The sequence below is a fragment of the Pelomonas sp. CA6 genome (assembly GCF_022549225.1).
Lineage (GTDB): Bacteria > Pseudomonadota > Gammaproteobacteria > Burkholderiales > Burkholderiaceae_C > Roseateles.
Genome location: NZ_JAKZFD010000005.1, coordinates 283,376 through 301,089, shown reverse-complemented (window position 1 = coordinate 301,089; position 17,714 = coordinate 283,376). Strand labels below are relative to the sequence as shown.

The 17,714-nt window shown below is 66.7% G+C and carries 13 protein-coding genes; all 13 read right to left on the bottom strand.

Annotated elements, in window-relative coordinates:
- Positions 1 to 198: 198 nt before the first annotated feature.
- Entirely contained in the window at positions 199 to 2,967 is a 2,769-nt protein-coding gene (locus tag LZ017_RS11060; RefSeq protein WP_241396875.1) for a TonB-dependent receptor domain-containing protein, read from the bottom strand.
- A gap of 306 nt (positions 2,968 to 3,273) precedes the next feature.
- Entirely contained in the window at positions 3,274 to 3,756 is a 483-nt protein-coding gene (locus LZ017_RS11055; RefSeq protein WP_241396874.1) for a PaaI family thioesterase, read from the bottom strand.
- A gap of 40 nt (positions 3,757 to 3,796) precedes the next feature.
- A complete protein-coding gene (locus LZ017_RS11050) occupies positions 3,797 to 4,588 on the bottom strand; it encodes an SDR family oxidoreductase (RefSeq protein ID WP_241396873.1) in 792 nt (263 codons plus the stop codon).
- Positions 4,589 to 4,602: 14 nt separating this feature from the next.
- Positions 4,603 to 6,423 (bottom strand): acyl-CoA dehydrogenase, encoded by a 1,821-nt coding sequence (locus LZ017_RS11045; protein ID WP_241396872.1) that lies wholly within the window; start codon positions 6,421 to 6,423, stop codon positions 4,603 to 4,605.
- Between the two features lie 93 nt (positions 6,424 to 6,516).
- The gene (locus tag LZ017_RS11040; protein ID WP_241396871.1) at positions 6,517 to 8,181 is read right to left on the bottom strand and encodes a methyl-accepting chemotaxis protein; all 1,665 of its coding nucleotides are present in this window, start codon (positions 8,179 to 8,181) and stop codon (positions 6,517 to 6,519) included.
- Between the two features lie 317 nt (positions 8,182 to 8,498).
- A complete protein-coding gene (locus LZ017_RS11035; protein WP_241396870.1) occupies positions 8,499 to 8,930 on the bottom strand; it encodes a PaaI family thioesterase in 432 nt (143 codons plus the stop codon).
- Positions 8,927 to 10,102 (bottom strand): acetyl-CoA C-acyltransferase, encoded by a 1,176-nt coding sequence (locus LZ017_RS11030; protein WP_241396869.1) that lies wholly within the window; start codon positions 10,100 to 10,102, stop codon positions 8,927 to 8,929. Before LZ017_RS11030 ends, LZ017_RS11035 begins: the two co-directional genes overlap by 4 nt.
- A gap of 13 nt (positions 10,103 to 10,115) precedes the next feature.
- A complete protein-coding gene (locus tag LZ017_RS11025; RefSeq protein WP_241396868.1) occupies positions 10,116 to 12,212 on the bottom strand; it encodes a 3-hydroxyacyl-CoA dehydrogenase NAD-binding domain-containing protein in 2,097 nt (698 codons plus the stop codon).
- Between the two features lie 164 nt (positions 12,213 to 12,376).
- Positions 12,377 to 13,072 (bottom strand): ABC transporter ATP-binding protein, encoded by a 696-nt coding sequence (locus tag LZ017_RS11020; protein ID WP_241396867.1) that lies wholly within the window; start codon positions 13,070 to 13,072, stop codon positions 12,377 to 12,379.
- Positions 13,073 to 13,093: 21 nt separating this feature from the next.
- The gene (locus LZ017_RS11015) at positions 13,094 to 13,879 is read right to left on the bottom strand and encodes an ABC transporter ATP-binding protein (protein ID WP_241396866.1); all 786 of its coding nucleotides are present in this window, start codon (positions 13,877 to 13,879) and stop codon (positions 13,094 to 13,096) included.
- Complete coding sequence (locus LZ017_RS11010; RefSeq protein ID WP_241396865.1) at positions 13,876 to 15,246, bottom strand: branched-chain amino acid ABC transporter permease; 1,371 nt, start codon at positions 15,244 to 15,246, stop codon at positions 13,876 to 13,878. The genes LZ017_RS11015 and LZ017_RS11010 overlap by 4 nt, the downstream gene beginning before the upstream one ends.
- A 4-nt stretch (positions 15,247 to 15,250) precedes the next feature.
- On the bottom strand, positions 15,251 to 16,210 hold the full coding sequence (locus LZ017_RS11005) for a branched-chain amino acid ABC transporter permease (RefSeq protein ID WP_241396940.1): 960 nt from the start codon (positions 16,208 to 16,210) through the stop codon (positions 15,251 to 15,253).
- Positions 16,211 to 16,412: 202 nt separating this feature from the next.
- Positions 16,413 to 17,660, bottom strand: a complete 1,248-nt coding sequence (locus LZ017_RS11000) for a branched-chain amino acid ABC transporter substrate-binding protein (protein WP_241396864.1) — start codon at positions 17,658 to 17,660, stop codon at positions 16,413 to 16,415.
- Positions 17,661 to 17,714 lie beyond the last annotated feature (54 nt).

The following is a 17,714-nucleotide window of genomic DNA, read 5'->3' as shown; positions in this document are numbered from 1 at the left end:
CTCGAATGTCAGGCGCCCCCGGGTCCGCGAGAAAGCAGGAGGGCGCGGTCAGGCCGAAGCCCGCGGCAGGCCATCGGGCGCCGGTGCATGGGCGGCGCGCAGGATCGCCCTCCCCAGAAGACAAAAAAAGGCCGCTGCGTCAGCAGCGGCCTCTCGAGTCAAGCGTTACTGCGGCGGGCCCGCAGTGTGCCTAAGCGCTTAGAACCGTCCCTGCACACCCAGGTACAGAGTACGGCCACGGGCATCGGTGTAGCGGTTGTCATAGCCCAACTGGTGGCCACCGCTGGTCTTCAGAGAAAGCGGGGGGTTGCGGTCGAAGACGTTGAACACACCCAGCGTGAAGGTCAGGGCCTTGTTGAATTCGTAGCGGCCTTGCCAGTCCACCGTCGTGTAGCTGGACACGCGGTGGTCCAGCATGTCAACCACGGCACCCGCGGTGCCGTCCGGCTTCGCCAGGCGCACCAGCCCGCAGTTCGCGGCATCGCAAGGCTGGTCCAGATAGCCCGACTTGTAGTTCAGCGTCAGCGTGTTCTCAAGCGCTCCCGTCTTCAGCACGTTGGTCAGGCGCAGGATGTTGCGGAAGGTGACCGCCCCATCGTTGTAGGCACCCAGGTTGGAGAACCACGGGCCATCCTTGATGCGCTGATAGTCGTACGAGAACAGATGGGTCCAGTTCAGCGAACTCGTGAGCCGCCCAATCCCCATGTTGAAGTTCACCTTGGCATCGACGTCCACGCCGCGGTAGCGTTCCTTGCCCATGTTCTCGTTGGGCAGGTAGAGCGCGACATAGTGATTCTTCGTACCCGGGTCGACGAAGATGGAGAAGTTCTTCAGGTACTTCGCCGGGTCGGCCATTGCGACTTCTTCGCTGAGCTGGCTGATGCGGTCCTTGATGTTGACCGCCCAGATGTCGGCGCCCACGGACAGCGATGGCAGCGGCTCGAAGCGGGCGCCCAGAGTCCATTGCAGAGACTTCTCGGGCTTCAGGTCCGGCGTACCGCTGGCGAGAACTTCATATTGGCTGCCACTAGGACGGCACTTCGCCAATGGATCGATGGCCTTGAGCGCAGTTTCCGCAGCAGTCGGGCAGTTGTAGGTATTGCCCGACACGCCGTAGAGCTGGCGGCCCGCCGAAACTTGCGGCACGGAAGGTGCGCGGAAGCCCGTACCCACGGACGCGCGGAACAGCATTTCCTTGCTCGGCTGGAAGCGCGCCGACAGCTTGGCGTTGGTCGTGTTGCCGAAGTCGTCGTAATGATCGTAGCGCAGCGAGCCGTTCACCTCGAACTGCTTGGCCAGCGGCACCAGCACCTCGCCATAAACGCCCCAGATGTTGCGCTTCACGTCGTAAGGCACCTCCTGCGAACTATCGCCGGCGATGTTGTTGACGATGCCCTTAGCCACGTCGCTGGGGTCGTATTTCACCCGTTCGCGGCGCAGGTCAAAGCCGGTACCGACCTGTACAGCGCGATCCCCCAATTTGAAGACTTCGCGTGAGGCGCGGAACTCGAAGGCATCGAGCGTGGACTTCTCGGTCTTGAAAACACCGCGGTGCTGCATGCCGGCCAAAGCCTGCTGGCCGGCGGTGGATTGCTGCCCCGGAGCCAGGAAGGGATCGAAAGCGCCCGACTGGATCGCGGCGTCCTGCTCCTTCTGCAGCAGCCAGCCGCCTAGATGAGATTCCACCCACTTGTTCTGCGAGTGCGTGAACGCGGACGCATAGTCCCAGCCGCCCAGCGTACCGGTCAGGGATATCGCTGTATGCAATGCGGTCGTGCGATCCTGCGTCACGCGGTTGCCCACGTCCATCCCGCGCCAGTAAGCGTAAAGGTCATCGCCATAGGTCGATCCGGGATCCAACACGTTGGTGCCACCGGGCATGTACTTGTTGTACAGCGCGGTGCCTACCGGAATCAGCATGTCCACCGGCGGTGGTGCGATGCGCGAGGTGAGCGTGAACCGGTTGTACGCCACGTCCAGGCTCAGGGTGTGCTCTCCCAAAGCCTTGGTAAAGCTGCCGAACACGCTGTCGCGCTGCGATTCGGGCAGGATCTCAATAGTGGTCGTATAGTCGAAACGGCATGCACCGCCCCGATAGACATGGTCTTCGGGACACTTGCCATTCTTGTCGTAATACGGGTTGCCAAGCACATCGCGCCCCGTCGTCCCGTTATAAGTTTCGTAGTTCGCGGGAACGCTGCGGATCGAACCATTGAAAAAGATGTAGTTCGTACCGTTGTTGCTGAACGGGATCACGCCTGTCTTCGCGAACGAACGGTCGGTGGCCTTCATCCGCTTTTGACGGTCAGCAGAGAAGGCGACCATCGCGTTGTAGCCATCCTTGGCCACGTCGCCGAAGCCCTTGACGAAAGACGCGGTTGTGTTCTGCCCCACCGAGCCACGTGGGCTGGAGTAATTCAGCGAGGCTTCGCCGGTAGTGAGATCCTTGCGCAGAATGAAGTTCACAACGCCGGCAATGGCATCGGTGCCATAGACGGCCGACGCGCCGTCAGTCAGCAGCTCCACGCGCTCGATGGCGGACAGCGGAATGCTGTTCAGGTCAATCGCAGCGCCCGAACCGGTCAGGGTCTGGCCGGCCCAGGTCGCCACGCGGCGGCCGTTCAGCAGCACCAAGGTACGGGTCTCGCCAATGCTGTGCACGGACGCACCCGAGAAGCCACCGCCGCCACCGCCGACGGACTGCGACGCTTGGGTGAAGCCTTGGATCGCCGGCAGGTTCTGGATCAGTTCGGTCACCGACTGCGCGCCAGTCCGTGCGATCTCGGCCCGATTGATGACTTGAACGGGCAGTGAGGTCTCGGAATCGAGCCGCTTGATCGACGAGCCCGTCACTTCCACGCGCTCCAGCTGTTGTTGCTGTTGTTGCTGTTGGGCCTGCGCCGGCAGCATCATGCCAGCGCCCAAGGCCAGCAGGACACCTTGGCAGATCAGTGTCTTCTTAAACATGTGTTGATTTCCTCTCTTGGAAAGGTCGGTAAACCGGATGTGGTTTCCATCAACGGGCGGATGGCGCCCGATCCGATGGAAGGCGGCACATCTTGCGTTCATCAGGGGCGTATAGCGCCTAGGGAAACCCCATCTGCGCACGATCGGACGGATGCCGCCCGCGATACAGCTGCACAAGCTCTTGTTTTTTCGAGAGTTTTTGGCACTTGAGGCATGTCATGCCGGGTTAGCACGCATCTCTAACGGCACGTCCTCACCGGATTAGTTGCGTCGTAGCAACGTCCGGTGAGCCGGGCCACACCGCGATCAGGTGGGGGCCGACCCGTCCGCCGAACGCAGCGACTTCAGGCTGCGGCCGCGGCCCGGCAGGGCCTTGAGGTATTTGAAGGTGCCGGTGGCATGGGCGCAGAGCTTGCCGTCCTCGCCCAGCACCGAGCCTTCGCAGAAGGCCATGGTGGTGGAGCGGTGCAGCAGCCGGCCGATCGCGCGCAGTTCGCCCTCGCCGGGGCGCATGAAGCTGGTCTTCATCTCGATCGTGACGACGCCCGGCCCCCAGTCGGTGCCGTCGGCATGATCGCGGCGGTGGACGCTGCGCGCCGCGTGCGCCATGGCCACGTCCAGCAGCGTCATCAGCACGCCACCATGGGCCACTTCCCAGGAGTTCAGGTGCGCCTCCTTGAGGTCCAGGCGCAGCTCCGCGGCACCATCGCCGACGCTATGCAGCTCGAAGCCCAACTGCTCGACGAAGGGGATGTGGACCGGAAACTTCAGCGGGGACGGCGTGCTCATGACTCGATTGTCCCCTGCTCGGGCCCCGTCCGGAACGGCCTCAGGCGCCGTGCACCGCGCTGACGCCGCCGTCCACCGCGAGGATCTGTCCGGTGATGTGCTTGCCGGCTCGGCTGGCCAGCAGCAGCGCGGCGCCCTTGAGGTCCTCGTCGTCGCCGATGCGGCGCAGCGGCGCATGGGCGGCCATGTTCTCCTCGCCGACGGCAGCCAGCAGCCCCTGAGTCATCTTGCTGGGGAAGAAGCCCGGTGCCAGCGCATTGACGGTGATGCCATGCTCGCCCCACTCCCCGGCCAGCGCGCGCGTGAAATTCACCGCGGCGCCCTTGCTGGTGTTGTAGGCGATGGTCTTCATCGCGCCGGTGTTGCCGGCCAGCCCGGCGATGGACGCGACGTTGATGATGCGGCCATGGCGGCGCGGAATCATGCTCAGGCGCGCCGCTTCCTGGCTGATCACGAACAGGCTGCGGACGTTCAGGTTCATCACCTTGTCCCAGGCCTCGATCGGATGCGATTCGGCCGGCGCACCCCAGGTGGCACCGGCGTTGTTGACGAGGATGTCGATCTGCCCCAGGCGCTCCAGCGTCTGCGCCACGATGCCGCGCGCCTGCGCCTCGTCGGCGGCGTCGGCGGCGACCCAGCGCGCGTCGATGCCGCGCGCCTGCAGATGCGCCACCGCCTCCTCCAGGTCGGCCGCCTTGCGCGAGCTGAGCATGAGCTTGGCGCCCGCCTCGCCCAGCGCCTCGGCGATCTGCAGCCCCAGGCCGCGCGAGCCCCCGGTCACCAGGGCCACCTGGCCGCTGAGGTCGAACAATTCCTGTACACGTGCACTCATCGTTGTCTCCTTGATCAGAACCAGGCGTCCCGCATCTCGCGGGTCAGCGCCTCGCGACGCGCCACCACGTCCAGCCAGGCGCCGATCCGCGGCAGCTCGTAGGCATAGAAGTAGCGCTGCGCCGCGCGCTTGCCCTGGGCGAAGTCGCCGACGTCCTCGGGCGCCAGCGCCAGCACCACGTCCAGCCACAGCCAGGCCAGCACCAGGTGGCCGAAGGCCTGAAGATAGGGCGTGGCATTGGCCAGCGCCTCCTCGGGCTGCGCGGTGGACCAGGCCTTCTTCGTCGCGCCGCCGACCGCGGCCAGCGCGGCCCCCAGCTGGGTGGCCGCCTCGGCAAGACCTGGCACCTGCGCGCCGCGTTGCACCGTTTCGTTGATGCGCGCGGCCAGCGCCATCAGCGCGCGGCCGCCGTCCATCACCACCTTGCGGCCCAGCAGGTCCAGTGCCTGGATGCCATGCGTGCCCTCGTGGATCATGTTCAGCCGGTTGTCGCGCCAGTACTGCTCCACCGGGAAGTCGCGCGTATAGCCGTAGCCGCCCAGCACCTGGATCGCGAGCGAATTGGCCTCCAGGCACCACTCGCTGGGCCAGCTCTTCGCGATCGGGATCAGCACTTCCAGCAGCAGCCGCGCCGATTCGGACTGCGCCGGCGAGCCGGTGTGCTGCTCGTCGACCAGGCGGGCACAGAACAGCTCCAGCGCCAGGCCGCCCTCCACATAGCTCTTCTGCGCCAGCAGCATGCGGCGCACGTCGGCATGCTCGATGATGGGCCGCTGCGGCTGGCTGGCGTCCTTGCCGGCGGCCGTCATCGGGCGGCCCTGGGGACGCTGGCGCGCGTAGTCCAGGCTGGCCTCGTAGCCGGCATAGCCCAGCATCACCGCGCCCAGGCCCACGCCGATGCGCGCCTCGTTCATCATGTGGAACATGCAGCGCAGGCCCTCGCCCGGCTGGCCGACCCGATAGCCCACCGCGCCGGCGCGCCCGCCGGGCTGGAAGCGACCCTCGCCAAAGTTCAGCAGGCAGTTGGTCGTGCCGCGGTAGCCCAGCTTGTGGTTGAGCCCGGCCAGCGCCACGTCGTTGCGCTCACCCGTGAGCCGGCCCTGCGCGTCGACCATCTGCTTGGGCACGATGAACAGCGAGATGCCCTTGACGCCCGGTGGCAACCGGCCGTCGGCGTCCGGGATCTTGGCCAGCACCAGGTGCACGATGTTCTCGGTGAGCTCGTGCTCGCCGCCGGAGATCCACATCTTGTGCCCGCGCAGCCGGTAGCGCGGCCCCAGCGGATCGGCCGCATGGTCGTCGCCATCGGGCTCGGCCCGCGTCGCGACATCGGACAGCGAGGACCCGGCCTGCGGCTCGGACAGGCACATGGTGCCAAACCAGCGGCCGGCGAATTCGTTCTTCGCGAACACCTCGCGCTGCCGCTCGCTGCCATGGGCCATCAGCAGATTGGCATTGCCGTTGGTCAGCATCGCGTAGCCGCCCATGGCCACGCTGGCCTTGCTGAAGAAGGCGTTGGCCGCCATCTCCACCGTGCAGGGCAGCTGCATGCCGCCGTCGGCATAGTCCTGGGCCGCGCTGAGCATGCCGGACTCCACATAGGCCGCCATCGCGGCTCGCGTGGACTCGGGCAGCTGCACCCGTTCGCCGTCGAACTGCGGCTCCTGCGTGTCGGCGAGGCGGTTGAACGGGGCGAACTTCTCGCGCGCGATGCGCTCGCAGGTGTCCAGCACCGCGTCGAAGGTCTCGCGCGAATGGTCGGCGAAGCGCTCGCGCTCGGCCAGGGTCTGGACCTTGAGCCAGTCGTAGAGCAGGAATTCCAGGGTCTTGCGCATGAACCATCCTCGATGAGGAGCGGATGTTCGCGCAAGCCCGAGCCCCTTGCTGTCATCTAGGCTACAGGCGGGCCCCGGGCACGCCCTTGCCCGTCAAGCGCCTTGCAAGCGGAAGACCGAGACCGCGTCGCGCAGAGCGCCCGCCTGTCGCTGCAGGCTGTCGGAAGCGCCAGCGCTCTGTTCGACCAGCGCGGCATTCTGCTGCGTGACCGACTCCAGCTGCGACACCGCCTGATTCACCTGGCCGATGCCATCGGACTGCTCGCCCGTCGCGGCGGAGATGTCGCCGATGAGTTGGGCCACCTGCCGCACCTGGCGCACCAGGTCGTCCATGCCGGAACCGGTGTCATCGACCAGGCGGGTGCCCGCCTCGACTTTCTCGACGCTGCTGTGAATCAGCTGCTTGATTTCCTTCGCCGCCTCGGCGCTGCGTTGGGCCAGGCTGCGCACCTCGCTGGCGACCACTGCGAAGCCACGCCCCTGCTCGCCGGCCCGCGCCGCCTCCACCGCGGCATTCAAGGCCAGGATGTTGGTCTGGAAGGCGATGCCGTCGATCACGCCGATGATGTCGGCGATGCGGCCGGAGCGGGCGGCAATCTCCCCCATCGTGCTGACCACTTCGCCCATGCGCTGGCCGCCACGTTCGGCGGCTTCGCGGGCCTGGCCGGCCATCTGAGCGGCCTGGCGTGCGGCTTCCGCGCTGTTGCGCACGGTGGCGTTCATCTGTTCCATCGTCGCGGCGGTCTGCTGCAGGCTAGCGGCCTGCTCCTCGGTGCGCTGCGACAGGCTGGTGTTGCCCGCGGCGATCTCCGTGCTGCCTTGCGCGATGCTCTGTGCCGTATCGCGAATCCCGGAGATCGTCCGGGCCAGGCGCTGGCGCATCTCCTGAACCGCCTGCATCAGCTGGCCGATCACGTCGTTGCTCCAGGCCATTTCGTCCCGTTGCGACAGGTCGCCGCTGGCCACCGCCTGCGCGGCCTCCCGCACCCGGTTCAAGGCGCTGCGGATGCCGCGGTAGGCCCACAGGATGGTGCTGATCAGCAGCACGCCCTGGATCACCGCCACGACGATCGCGGCAACCACCCAGCGCTGCAGGCGCGCCTCCACATGGGCGACCTCGCCGGCCGTACGGCCATCCAGCATGATCAGGAACTCGTTGACCGGCTCCATGATCCTGGCCTTGTACTGGTGGTAGGCCAGGTCATGCATCATGGCGCTCGCCTTGTCGCGATCGGGCTCTGCCTTCTTGGTGAAGCCGCCTCGGCCGTCGTCGTAGAGGCCCTTGACCATGTTCATCGCAATGGTCTCGGTGCGCACCAGGTCGTCCGAGTTCTTCTTCGCCTGTTCCAGTTTGGCGAACTCCTGATCGGTGAAGCCGGCCTGTCGCATCAGCTCGCTCAGCGCCGTGGCCGATTCGATGCCCGAGGGCGTCTGGTCGGCGGCGCGGAAGTCCCAGTAGATGCGCTCGTAGTGGGCAGGACGGGGCTTCTTGCCGTTGCGAATGTCCAGCACCTCGAAGTACTGCTGTTCCCACTTGGCATCGCCACTGACCACATAGGTGCGCGCCAGTCGGGTCAGATCGTCAGAACTCTGGCGCAATTCGTCCGCCAGCAGGTAGGACTGGAAACGCCGCGCCGTGATGGCGCTGCTCTCCTGGTTGAGGCTCAAGACCTTCACGATGCAGGCCACCAGCAAGACGGTCAGCAGCGCCGTCAATCCCATCAGGGTCTGGAAGACCCGGTCCAAGTGCATCTTCATCGCCACCACTCCTGGGAGATCCGAAAGGAAACTGCAGCGACGTCCCGCCCATGGGCCGGGTGGAGCGTTCGTTTGATGCTGCGTGCCGGTTCGTGCCGGACGACTCCCTGGAGGCTGTACCGCGTGTGCTGCCCTCGTGACGAGGGCGTGCAGGCGGCCGCTGTGCACGGAATGGCTCCGGTCGGAGCCCTTCACGGGGCAGGCAGGACTTGAGCGTACAGAAGCGCCAAGCGGAGGTGGCGGCGGGTGGCCACCGTGCAACGACGCGGCGACCGCGAACGTGAACTAGCGCACGGAGCGCGCCAAGCGTTGATCGTTCAGTCCGCCGCGGCGGTGAGCGCCATGGTGGCCGACGCCTTGAGCACCAGCACGCGGCGCGCGCCTTGCTCGGCATGGACCTCGGCCTCGGTGAAGCTCAGGCTGCGCCCCGCTTTCAACACCCAGGCCTCGCAGACCAGGCGCTCGCCGTCGGCGCCGCGCAGCAGGCTGCTCTTGAGCTCCGCGGTCAGCACCCAGCGCCCCGCCGGGGCCTGGGTCTGGGCCGCCGCGCCCATGCTGTGGTCGGCCAGCGCGATCATCACGCCGGCATGGACCACGCCAGTGTGCTGGCGGTGGCGCGGCTGGAGCAGGAGTTCGGTGCGCACGCGCCCGGGCTCCACCGCCAGCGGCTCCACGCCCAGGTCGACCATGAAGGGCGCGCTGCGGAAGAAGCCGCGCAGCGTCTCCAGGTCGATGGGAGAGGCGCTCACAGCACCTCGAACACGCCGGCGGCCCCCATGCCGCCGCCGATGCACATCGTGACGCAGACGCGCTTGGCGCCGCGCCGCTTGCCTTCGATCAGCGCATGGCCGGTCAGGCGCTGGCCGGACACGCCATAGGGATGGCCAACCGCGATCGCGCCGCCGTTGACGTTGAGCCGGTCCATCGGAATGCCCAGCCGGTCGGCGCAGTACAGCACCTGCACGGCGAAGGCCTCGTTGAGTTCCCACAGGTCGATGTCGCCGACCTTGAGGCCCAGGCGGTCCAGCACCTTGGGCACCGCGAAGACCGGGCCGATGCCCATCTCGTCAGGCTCGCAGCCGGCAACGGCGAAGCCAAGGAAGCGGCCCAGCGGTTTCAGGCCTTTCCTCTCGGCATAGGCTTCGCTGACGACCACGCAGGCACCCGCACCGTCGCTGTACTGGCTGGCGTTGCCCGCCGTGACCACGCCGCCGGGGATGGCGGTGCGGATGTCCTTGATGCCTTCGTAGGTCGTGCCCTCGCGCAGGCCTTCGTCCACGGCGACGGTCAGCTCGCGCGTGGTCAGCCCGCTCAGCTTGTCCGCCACGCCCATGGTCACGGTGATGGGCGCGATCTCGTCCTTGAACAGCCCCGCCGCCTGCGCCGCGCAGGCCTTCTGCTGGCTGCCGGCGCCATAGTGGTCCATGCGCTCTTTGGGGATCTTGTAGCGCTGCGCCACGTTCTCGGCGGTCTGCAGCATGGGCCAGTAGATCTCGGGCTTGTGCTGCATCAGCCAGCTCTCCTGGATCATGTGGCGGTTGGCCTCGTTCTGCACGCAGGAGATGCTCTCGACGCCGCCAGCAACGTAGACATCGCCCTCGCCGGCGATGATGCGCTGCGCCGCCATCGCGATGGTCTGCAGGCCGCTGGAGCAGAAGCGGTTCACCGTCACGCCGGACACCGTGATCGGCAGCCCGGCGCGCAGCGCGATCTGGCGCGCGATATTGCTGCCGGTGGCCCCCTCGGGGGTGGCGCAGCCCATCAGCACATCCTCGACGACGCCGGCCTCCACGCCAGCGCGCTCGACCGCGGCCTTCACCACATGGCCGCCCAGCGTGGCGCCATGGGTCATGTTGAACGCGCCCTTCCAGCTCTTGGCCAGCGGGGTGCGCGCGGTGGAAACAATCACTGCCTTGCTCATCGCTCTATCCCTTTCAGTCGTTGAAGCCCTTGCCCTGTTCGGCCAGGCGCGCCAGCAGCGGCGCGGGCTCCCAGAACTTGGCGTCGTCCAGCGGGTTCTTGGCAAAGCGCTTCATCGCCTGCACCACGTTGTACAGGCCCACCGTGTCCGCGTAGCACATCGGGCCACCGCGCCACAGCGGGAAGCCGTAGCCGGTGAGGTAGACCATGTCGATGTCGGACGCGCGCAGCGCGATGCCTTCCTCGAGAATGCGCGCGGCCTCGTTGACCAGCGAGAAGACCAGGCGCTGCACGATCTCCTCGTCGCTGATCTTGCGCGGCGTGATGCCCTGCGCGGCGCGATGCATCTCGATCATCTCGACCACCGTCCTGGACGGGATCGCATCGCGCTTGCCGGGCTGGTAGTCATACCAGCCGGCCCCGGTCTTCTGGCCGAAGCGGCCCATTTCGCACAACAGGTCGGCGGTCTTGGAATAGCGCAGCTCCGGCTTCTCGACATAGCGGCGCTTGCGGATGTACCAGCCCACGTCGTTGCCGGCCAGGTCGCCCATGCGGAAGGGCCCCATCGCGAAGCCGAATTTCTCCACCGCCTTGTCCACCTGCTGCGGCGTGCAGCCCTCCTCCAGCAGGAAGCCGGCCTGGCGGCTGTACTGCTCGATCATGCGGTTGCCGATGAAGCCGTCGCAGACGCCCGAGACCACGCAGGTCTTGCGGATCTTCTTGCCCAGAGCCATCACGGTGGCCAGTACGTCCTTCGCGGTCTTGGCGCCGCGCACCACCTCCAGCAGCTTCATCACGTTGGCCGGGCTGAAGAAGTGGGTGCCGATCACGTCCTGCGGGCGCTGCGTGAAGGCGGCGATCTTGTCCACGTCCAGCGTCGAGGTGTTGGTGGCGAGGATGGCGCCGGGCTTCATCACCGCGTCCAGCTTCTTGAAGACCTGCTCCTTGACGGCCAGGTCCTCGAACACCGCCTCGATGACCATGTCGGCATCGCCGATCTCGTCATAGCTCAGCGTGGTGGACAGCAGGCTCATGCGCTGCTGGTACTTGTCTTCCTTGAGCTTGCCCTTCTTGACCTGGGCCTCGTAGTTCTTGCGTATCGTCGCGACACCGCGCTCCAGCGCCTCCTGCTTCATCTCCAGGATCACGACCGGGATGCCGGCGTTGAGGAAGTTCATGCTGATGCCGCCGCCCATGGTGCCGGCGCCGATCACCGCCACTTTCTGGATGGCGCGCTGCGGCATGTCCTCGGGCACATCGGGAATCTTGCTGGCGGCGCGCTCGGCGAAGAAGGCATGGCGCAGCGCCTTGGATTCCGGCGTGTGCATCAGGTGCGCGAAGCCCTCGCGCTCGACGCGCATACCCTCGTCGAACTTCAGGTTCACCGCCGCCGCCACCGCCTCCAGGCAGCGCAGCGGCGCCGGGAAGTTCTTGCTCATCGCGCCCACCGTGTTGCGCGCGAACTGGAAGAAGGCCTGGGCCTCGGGATGGCTGGCCTTGAGCTCGCGCACGCGCGGCAGCGGGCGCTTGTCGGCCACCTCCAGCGCATAGGCGATCGCGCCTTCGAGCAGGTCGCCCTCGATGATCTTCTGGAACAGCACCTGGCCCGGCACCTGGGCGAGCTGCTCGCTGAGCACGGGCTCGCCGCTGACGATCATGTTCAGCGCCGGCTCCACGCCCAGGGCGCGCGGCAGCCGCTGCGTGCCGCCGGCTCCCGGCAGCAGCCCGAGCTTGACCTCCGGCAGCGCGATCTTGGCGCCCGGCGCTGCGACGCGGTAATGGCAGCCCAGCGCCAGCTCCAGCCCCCCACCCATGCACACGCTGTGCACCGCGGCGATGATGGGCTTGGTGCAGGATTCGACGCGGGCGATCAGCGACAGCAGATTGGGCTCGGCAAGCGCCTTGGGGCTGCCGAACTCGCGGATGTCCGCGCCGCCCGAGAAGGCCTTGCCCGCGCCGGTGAGCACGATGGCCTTCACCACCGGGTCGTTCTCGGCCTGCTCCACCGCCTCGGCCGCGGCCTTGCGGGTCGCATAGCCCAGCCCGTTGACGGGCGGGTTGTTCAGGGTGATCACGGCCACCGGGCCGCGGACTTCGTAGCTGGCACTCATGGTGCTTCCTTCCGGTGCGAATGGGGACCGCAGGGGTCGGGCCGGCGCCACGCCCGGCCGGGGCGTCACGCCAAAAAGAACGATCGTTCGATTCTAGGCAGCGATCAAGGCGAGCAGCTGTCCCTGCCGTGACAAGCGGGCGGGTGGGCGGCGCGGGCCGGCGCTCACACCTCCAGCCATTCCTTGCGAATGTAGGCGTTGGCGCGCAGATCGGCGGGCGTGCCCTCGAAGACGATGCGGCCATGGCCCATCACATAGCAGCGCTCGGAGATTTCCAGCGCGATGGCCAGCTTCTGCTCCACCAGCAGCACCGCGATGCCGCGGCGCTTGAGCGCCTTCAGGTACTCGGCCACCAGCTCGACGATCTTGGGTGCCAGGCCCTCGGTGGGCTCGTCGATCATGATCAGGTCCGGGTCGCCCATCAGCGTGCGGCACAGCGTCAGCATCTGCTGCTCGCCACCGGACAGCACGCCCGCCTCGGTGTGCTGGCGCTCCTTTAGGCGCGGAAACATCTGGTACATGTCGTCGAAGGACCAGCGCCCCTTCTTGCGTCCGCCCTTTTGCCCCAGCAGCAGGTTCTGGTGCACGGTCAGCTTGGGGAAGATGTCTCGGTTCTCCGGCACATAGCCCAGGCCCAGGTGGGCGATCTCGTAGGCCTTGCGGCCCAGCAGCTCCTGCCCGCCCCAGTTCACCGAGCCGGTGCCGTCGACCTGGCCCATCACCGTCTTCACCGTGGTGGAGCGGCCCGAGCCGTTGCGGCCCAGCAGCGCGACGATCTCGCCCGGGCGCACTTCCATCGTGACGCCGTGCAGCACATGGCTCTTGCCGTAGAAGGCATGCAGGTTGTCCAGCTTCAGCATGTTCGCGTGTCCTTCCCGGCTTCAACTGGCCGCCGCGGCCTCGGCGGCCTGAGCCTCGGCCAGCACCGAGCCCAGATAGGCCTCCTGCACGCGCGCATTGGCGCGCACCGCGTCGGGTGTGTCGAAGGCGATCACCTCGCCATAGACCAGCACCGCGATCTTGTCGGCCAGCCCGAAGACCACGCCCATGTCGTGCTCCACGGTCAGCAGGGTGCGGCCTTCGGTGACCTCGCGGATGAGTTGGATGAAGCGCTTGGTCTCGCTCTTGCTCATGCCCGCGGTGGGTTCGTCCAGCAGGATGACCTTGGCACCGCCGGCGATGGTGATGCCGATCTCCAGCTGCCGCCCTTCCGCATAGCTGAGGTTCATCGCCGGCACGTCGCGGCGCTTGTCCAGCTTGATCATCTCCAGCAGCTCCTCGGCGCGGTCGTTGACCTCGTCCAGGCCGGCGAGAAACTTCCAGAAGGCATAGCGGCAGCCCATGGACCACAGCAGCGCGCAACGGATGTTCTCGAAGACCGACAGCCGGTTGAACAGGTTGGAGACCTGGAAGCTGCGCGACAGCCCGCGTCGGTTGATCTCATAAGGCTTGCGTCCGTCGATGCGCTCGCCGAACAGGCGGATCTCGCCGCTGCTGGGCGCGAAGCGGCCGCTGATCAGGTTGAACAGCGTGGACTTGCCCGCACCGTTGGGCCCGATGATGGCGACGCGCTCGCCGGGGCGCACGGCCAGCTCGGCGCCGCGGATGATCTCGCTCTTGCCGAAGCTCTTGCGGACCGACTGCAGTTGCAGGGCGAATTCACTCATAGCGATTCCCGACGCTTGATCTCTTTTTCGATCTCTTCCTGGATCTGGTCCCATTCGCGCTTGAAATGACGGCGCGCCAGCTCGAACAGGCCCAGCCCCGTCAGCAGCACGAAGACCGCGCCAAACCAGGCGTTGGCGCCCATGCTGTCGATGCTCGCACCCATGAAGCTCATCTGCGGGCCCAGGGCCTCGTTGAGCTGATGGTGGTAGACCATCTCCACCATGGCCGAGCCGCCCAGCAGCACGGTGGCACCGGTGGCGCCCAGCCCCAGGTAAGCGGTCCAGATCTGGCGCAGCTTGCCGAAGGCGGCCACGCGCAGGTTCATCATGATCAGCGCCGCGAAGCCGCCCGGCGCGTACATCACCATGAAGAGGAAGATCAGGCCCAGGTAGAGCAGCCAGGCCTTGGTCAGCTCCGACAGCAGCACCAGCGCCACCACCATCAGCACCGCGCCGATGATGGGCCCGAAGAAGAAGGTGGCGCCACCCAGGAAGGTGAACAGCAGGTAGGCGCCCGAGCGGGCCGCGCCCACCACCTCGGCGGTGACGATCTCGAAGTTCAGCGCCGACAGCCCGCCGGCGATGCCGGCGAAGAAGCCCGAGATCATGAAGGCCAGGAAGCGCACCCACTGCGTGTCATAGCCGATGAACTCGACGCGCTCGGGGTTGTCGCGCACCGCATTGAGCATGCGTCCCAGCGGCGTGCGCGTCAGCGCGTACAGCAGCGCGGTGCAGACGAAGCAATAGAGCGCGATCAGGTAGTAAACCTGGATCTGCGGGCCGAAGCTGATGCCCAGCCAGGGCTGGCCGGCCACGCGGTTGCCCGAGATGCCGCCCTCGCCGCCGAAGAACTCGGGCAGCATCAGCGACATCGACCAGATCAGCTCGCCCAGGCCCAGCGTGATCATCGCGAAGGGCGTGCCCGACTTCTTCGTCGACACATAGCCGAACAGTGCGGCGAAGAACAGCCCGGCCAGGCCGCCCACCAGCGGCACCAGGCTCACCGGCAGCGCCAGCTGTCCGGCCGACACCAGGTTCAGCGTGTGGATCGCCAGATAGGCGCCCAGCCCGCTGTACACCGCATGGCCGAAGCTGAGCATGCCGCCCTGCCCCAGCAGCAGGTTGTAGGCCAGGCAGGCAATGATGGCGATGCCCATCTGCGACAGCATGGTCTGCGCCAGCGAGCTGGTCCACAGCAGCGGCGCCACGATGAGCACCAGCGCGAAAAGGCTCCAGATCAGCCAGCGTCCGACGTTCCAGGGCTTGAAGTGGAATTCGTGGGCGCGGTCATGGCGCGCCCGTGCCGCGCGGCGCGCGGCGCGTTGGGCCGCCCGCCGCTCGGCGTCCGTCATCGCGATCTCGTTCATGGCGTCAGTCCTCGCGGGTACCCAGCAAGCCCTTGGGGCGGAAGATCAGGATCAGCACCATCAGCAGATAAGGCAGGATGGGCGCCACCTGGGCCAGGCTGAGCTTGAGCAGCGGATAGCCCGGGGTCTGCGGCCCTGCCGCCACGCCCAGCCGGTTCAGCAGCGTGATCAGCGAACCGTCGACCGCCAGTGGCAGGGTCTGCAGCAGGCCGATCAGGATGGACGCCACGAAGGCGCCGGCCAGCGACCCCACGCCGCCCACGACCACGACGACGAAGATGATGGAGCCGACGATGGTGGCCATCGCCGGCTCGGTGACGAAGGTGATGCCACCGATCACGCCCGCCAGCGCTGCCAGCGCGCAGCCGCTGCCGAACACCAGCATGAACACGCGCGGCACGTTGTGCCCCAGGGCCTCGACCATCTCGGGATGGGTCAGCGCCGCCTGGATCACCAGGCCCACGCGGGTGCGCGTCAGCATCAGCCACAGCCCGGCCAGCATGGCCAGCGCGATCAGCATCACGAAGGCGCGCGTGAGCGGGAACTTGGAGCACATCGCCGCGGCGCACAGCGAGGCCGCGGCATCGCCGGCGACGAGGCTCAGTCCGCTCGTGGGGCTCTGCACGATGGTGAAGGCCGCGCCCTGCAGCAGCGGCGGCGGGCCGAAGGGCACGGCCACGCGGCCCCAGACCAGTTGCACCAGCTCCAGGATCACATAGGACAGGCCAAAGGTGATCAGCAGCTCCGGCACATGGCCGAACTTGTGCACGCGACGCAGTGCGCCGCGTTCGAACAGCGCCCCCAGGCCGCCGACCAGCAGCGGCGCCAGCAGCAGCGCCGGCCAGAAGCCGACCAGCCCAGTCAGCGTGTAAGCGAAATAGGCGCCCAGCATGTAGAAGCTGGCATGGGCGAAGTTCAGCACGCCCATCATGCTGAAGATCAGCGTCAGGCCCGAGCTGAGCATGAACAGCAGCAGTCCGGAGGACAGGCCGTTGAGCAGGTTGATCAGGATTTGGTCCACGTCGCAAGCATCGCTGCAGGAAAAGCGCGCCCCACCGGTGCCGCGCGGCGCCGGTACGGCAGCGAAGTCCTCAAGTTAACACCAGGCCGGAGCCCGCCCCGGCCTGGGCGTGCGTACCACCGCCCAAGGGCGGCGGCAGGCGACCTCAGCCGGGCCGCTTCATCTGGCAGGAGGTCGGCGTGCTGGACACGTAGGGCTCGAAGGTCCGCACCGGCACGAAGGTCATGCCGGTCTTCTCGGCGCTGTAGTTGTTCTTCGCATCGGTCTTCTGCCAGACCGACAGGAACAGGGTTTGCTGCAGCTGGTGGTCGCCCTTGCGCACCTCGACGTCGCCGTTGAAGCTCTTGGCCTTCAGGCCCTCCAGCACGGCGGCGACCTTGACCGGGTCGGTGCTCTTGGCCTTGGCCATCGCCTCGCCCAGCAGGGTGTAGATATGGATCACGCTGCCGGTGTAGAAGTCGGCGTCGAACTTCTTCTGGAACTCTTCCTGCCACTTCTGCATCTGGCCGCCCATGTTGTAGTGGTTGTAGGCGATCTGGTAGACGCGCCCGGCCGATCCGGTGCCCAGCGCGGTGGGCGTGCCGGTGACGCCGGCGTAGTAGGTAAAGAACTTGCCGTTGTAGCCGGCCTCGTTGGCCGCCTTGATCAGCAGCGCCAGGTCCGAGCCCCAATTGCCGGTGATCACGGTGTCGGCGCCGCTGGCCTTGATCTTGGCCACATAGGGCGCGAAGTCACGCACCTGGGCCAGCGGGTGCAGGTCCTCGCCGGCGATCTGCACGTCGGGCCTCTTGCGCGCCAGCATTTCCTTGGCATAGCGCGCCACCTGGTGGCCGTGCGCATAGTTCTGGTTCAGCAGATAGACCTTCTTGATGTCGGGCTGGTCCTTCATGAAGGTGGTCATGGCCTCCATCTTCATCGAGGTGTCGGCATCCATGCGGAAGTGCCAGTAGCTGCACTTGCTGTTGGTCAGGTCGGGGTCCACCGCCGAATGGTTCAGGTAGACGACCTCCTTGCCCGGGTTGCGCTCGTTGTGCTTGTTGATCGCGTCGATCAGCGCCAACGCCGCGCCGGAGCCGTTGCCCTGGGTCACATAGCGCACGCCCTGGTCGATCGCCGACTTCAGCGCGTTCAGCGACTCGGCCGGGCTGAGCTTGTTGTCGATCGGGATGATCTCGAACTTCACGCCGGCCGGATTGCTGGCGTTGAACTTCTCGGCGAAGAACTGGAAGCTCTTGACCTGGTTCTGCCCCACCGGCGCCATCAGGCCCGACAAGGGGTCGATCCAGGCGATCTTCACCGTCTCGCCCTTCTGGGCATGGCTCAAGCCCGCCGAGAGCGCCAGCAGCGCGGCCAGGGCCAGGGGTTTGAATACGGTCTTGCTGGTCTTGCTCATGCTTGTCTCCTGATGGTTTTGTGGGGCAAGGCGAAAGAACGCAAAAACGAGGGG

What these genes read in the sequence shown, in the direction of transcription:
- LZ017_RS11060 (WP_241396875.1), bottom strand. Translation starts at nt 2,967, where the DNA reads ATGTTTAAGAAGACACTGATCTGCCAAGGTGTCCTGCTGGCCTTGGGC.
- LZ017_RS11055 (WP_241396874.1), bottom strand. Translation starts at nt 3,756, where the DNA reads ATGAGCACGCCGTCCCCGCTGAAGTTTCCGGTCCACATCCCCTTCGTC.
- LZ017_RS11050 (WP_241396873.1), bottom strand. Translation starts at nt 4,588, where the DNA reads ATGAGTGCACGTGTACAGGAATTGTTCGACCTCAGCGGCCAGGTGGCC.
- LZ017_RS11045 (WP_241396872.1), bottom strand. Translation starts at nt 6,423, where the DNA reads ATGCGCAAGACCCTGGAATTCCTGCTCTACGACTGGCTCAAGGTCCAG.
- LZ017_RS11040 (WP_241396871.1), bottom strand. Translation starts at nt 8,181, where the DNA reads ATGAAGATGCACTTGGACCGGGTCTTCCAGACCCTGATGGGATTGACG.
- LZ017_RS11030 (WP_241396869.1), bottom strand. Translation starts at nt 10,102, where the DNA reads ATGAGCAAGGCAGTGATTGTTTCCACCGCGCGCACCCCGCTGGCCAAG.
- LZ017_RS11025 (WP_241396868.1), bottom strand. Translation starts at nt 12,212, where the DNA reads ATGAGTGCCAGCTACGAAGTCCGCGGCCCGGTGGCCGTGATCACCCTG.
- LZ017_RS11020 (WP_241396867.1), bottom strand. Translation starts at nt 13,072, where the DNA reads ATGCTGAAGCTGGACAACCTGCATGCCTTCTACGGCAAGAGCCATGTG.
- LZ017_RS11015 (WP_241396866.1), bottom strand. Translation starts at nt 13,879, where the DNA reads ATGAGTGAATTCGCCCTGCAACTGCAGTCGGTCCGCAAGAGCTTCGGC.
- LZ017_RS11010 (WP_241396865.1), bottom strand. Translation starts at nt 15,246, where the DNA reads ATGAACGAGATCGCGATGACGGACGCCGAGCGGCGGGCGGCCCAACGC.
- LZ017_RS11005 (WP_241396940.1), bottom strand. Translation starts at nt 16,210, where the DNA reads ATGCTCAGCTCGGGCCTGACGCTGATCTTCAGCATGATGGGCGTGCTG.
- LZ017_RS11000 (WP_241396864.1), bottom strand. Translation starts at nt 17,660, where the DNA reads ATGAGCAAGACCAGCAAGACCGTATTCAAACCCCTGGCCCTGGCCGCG.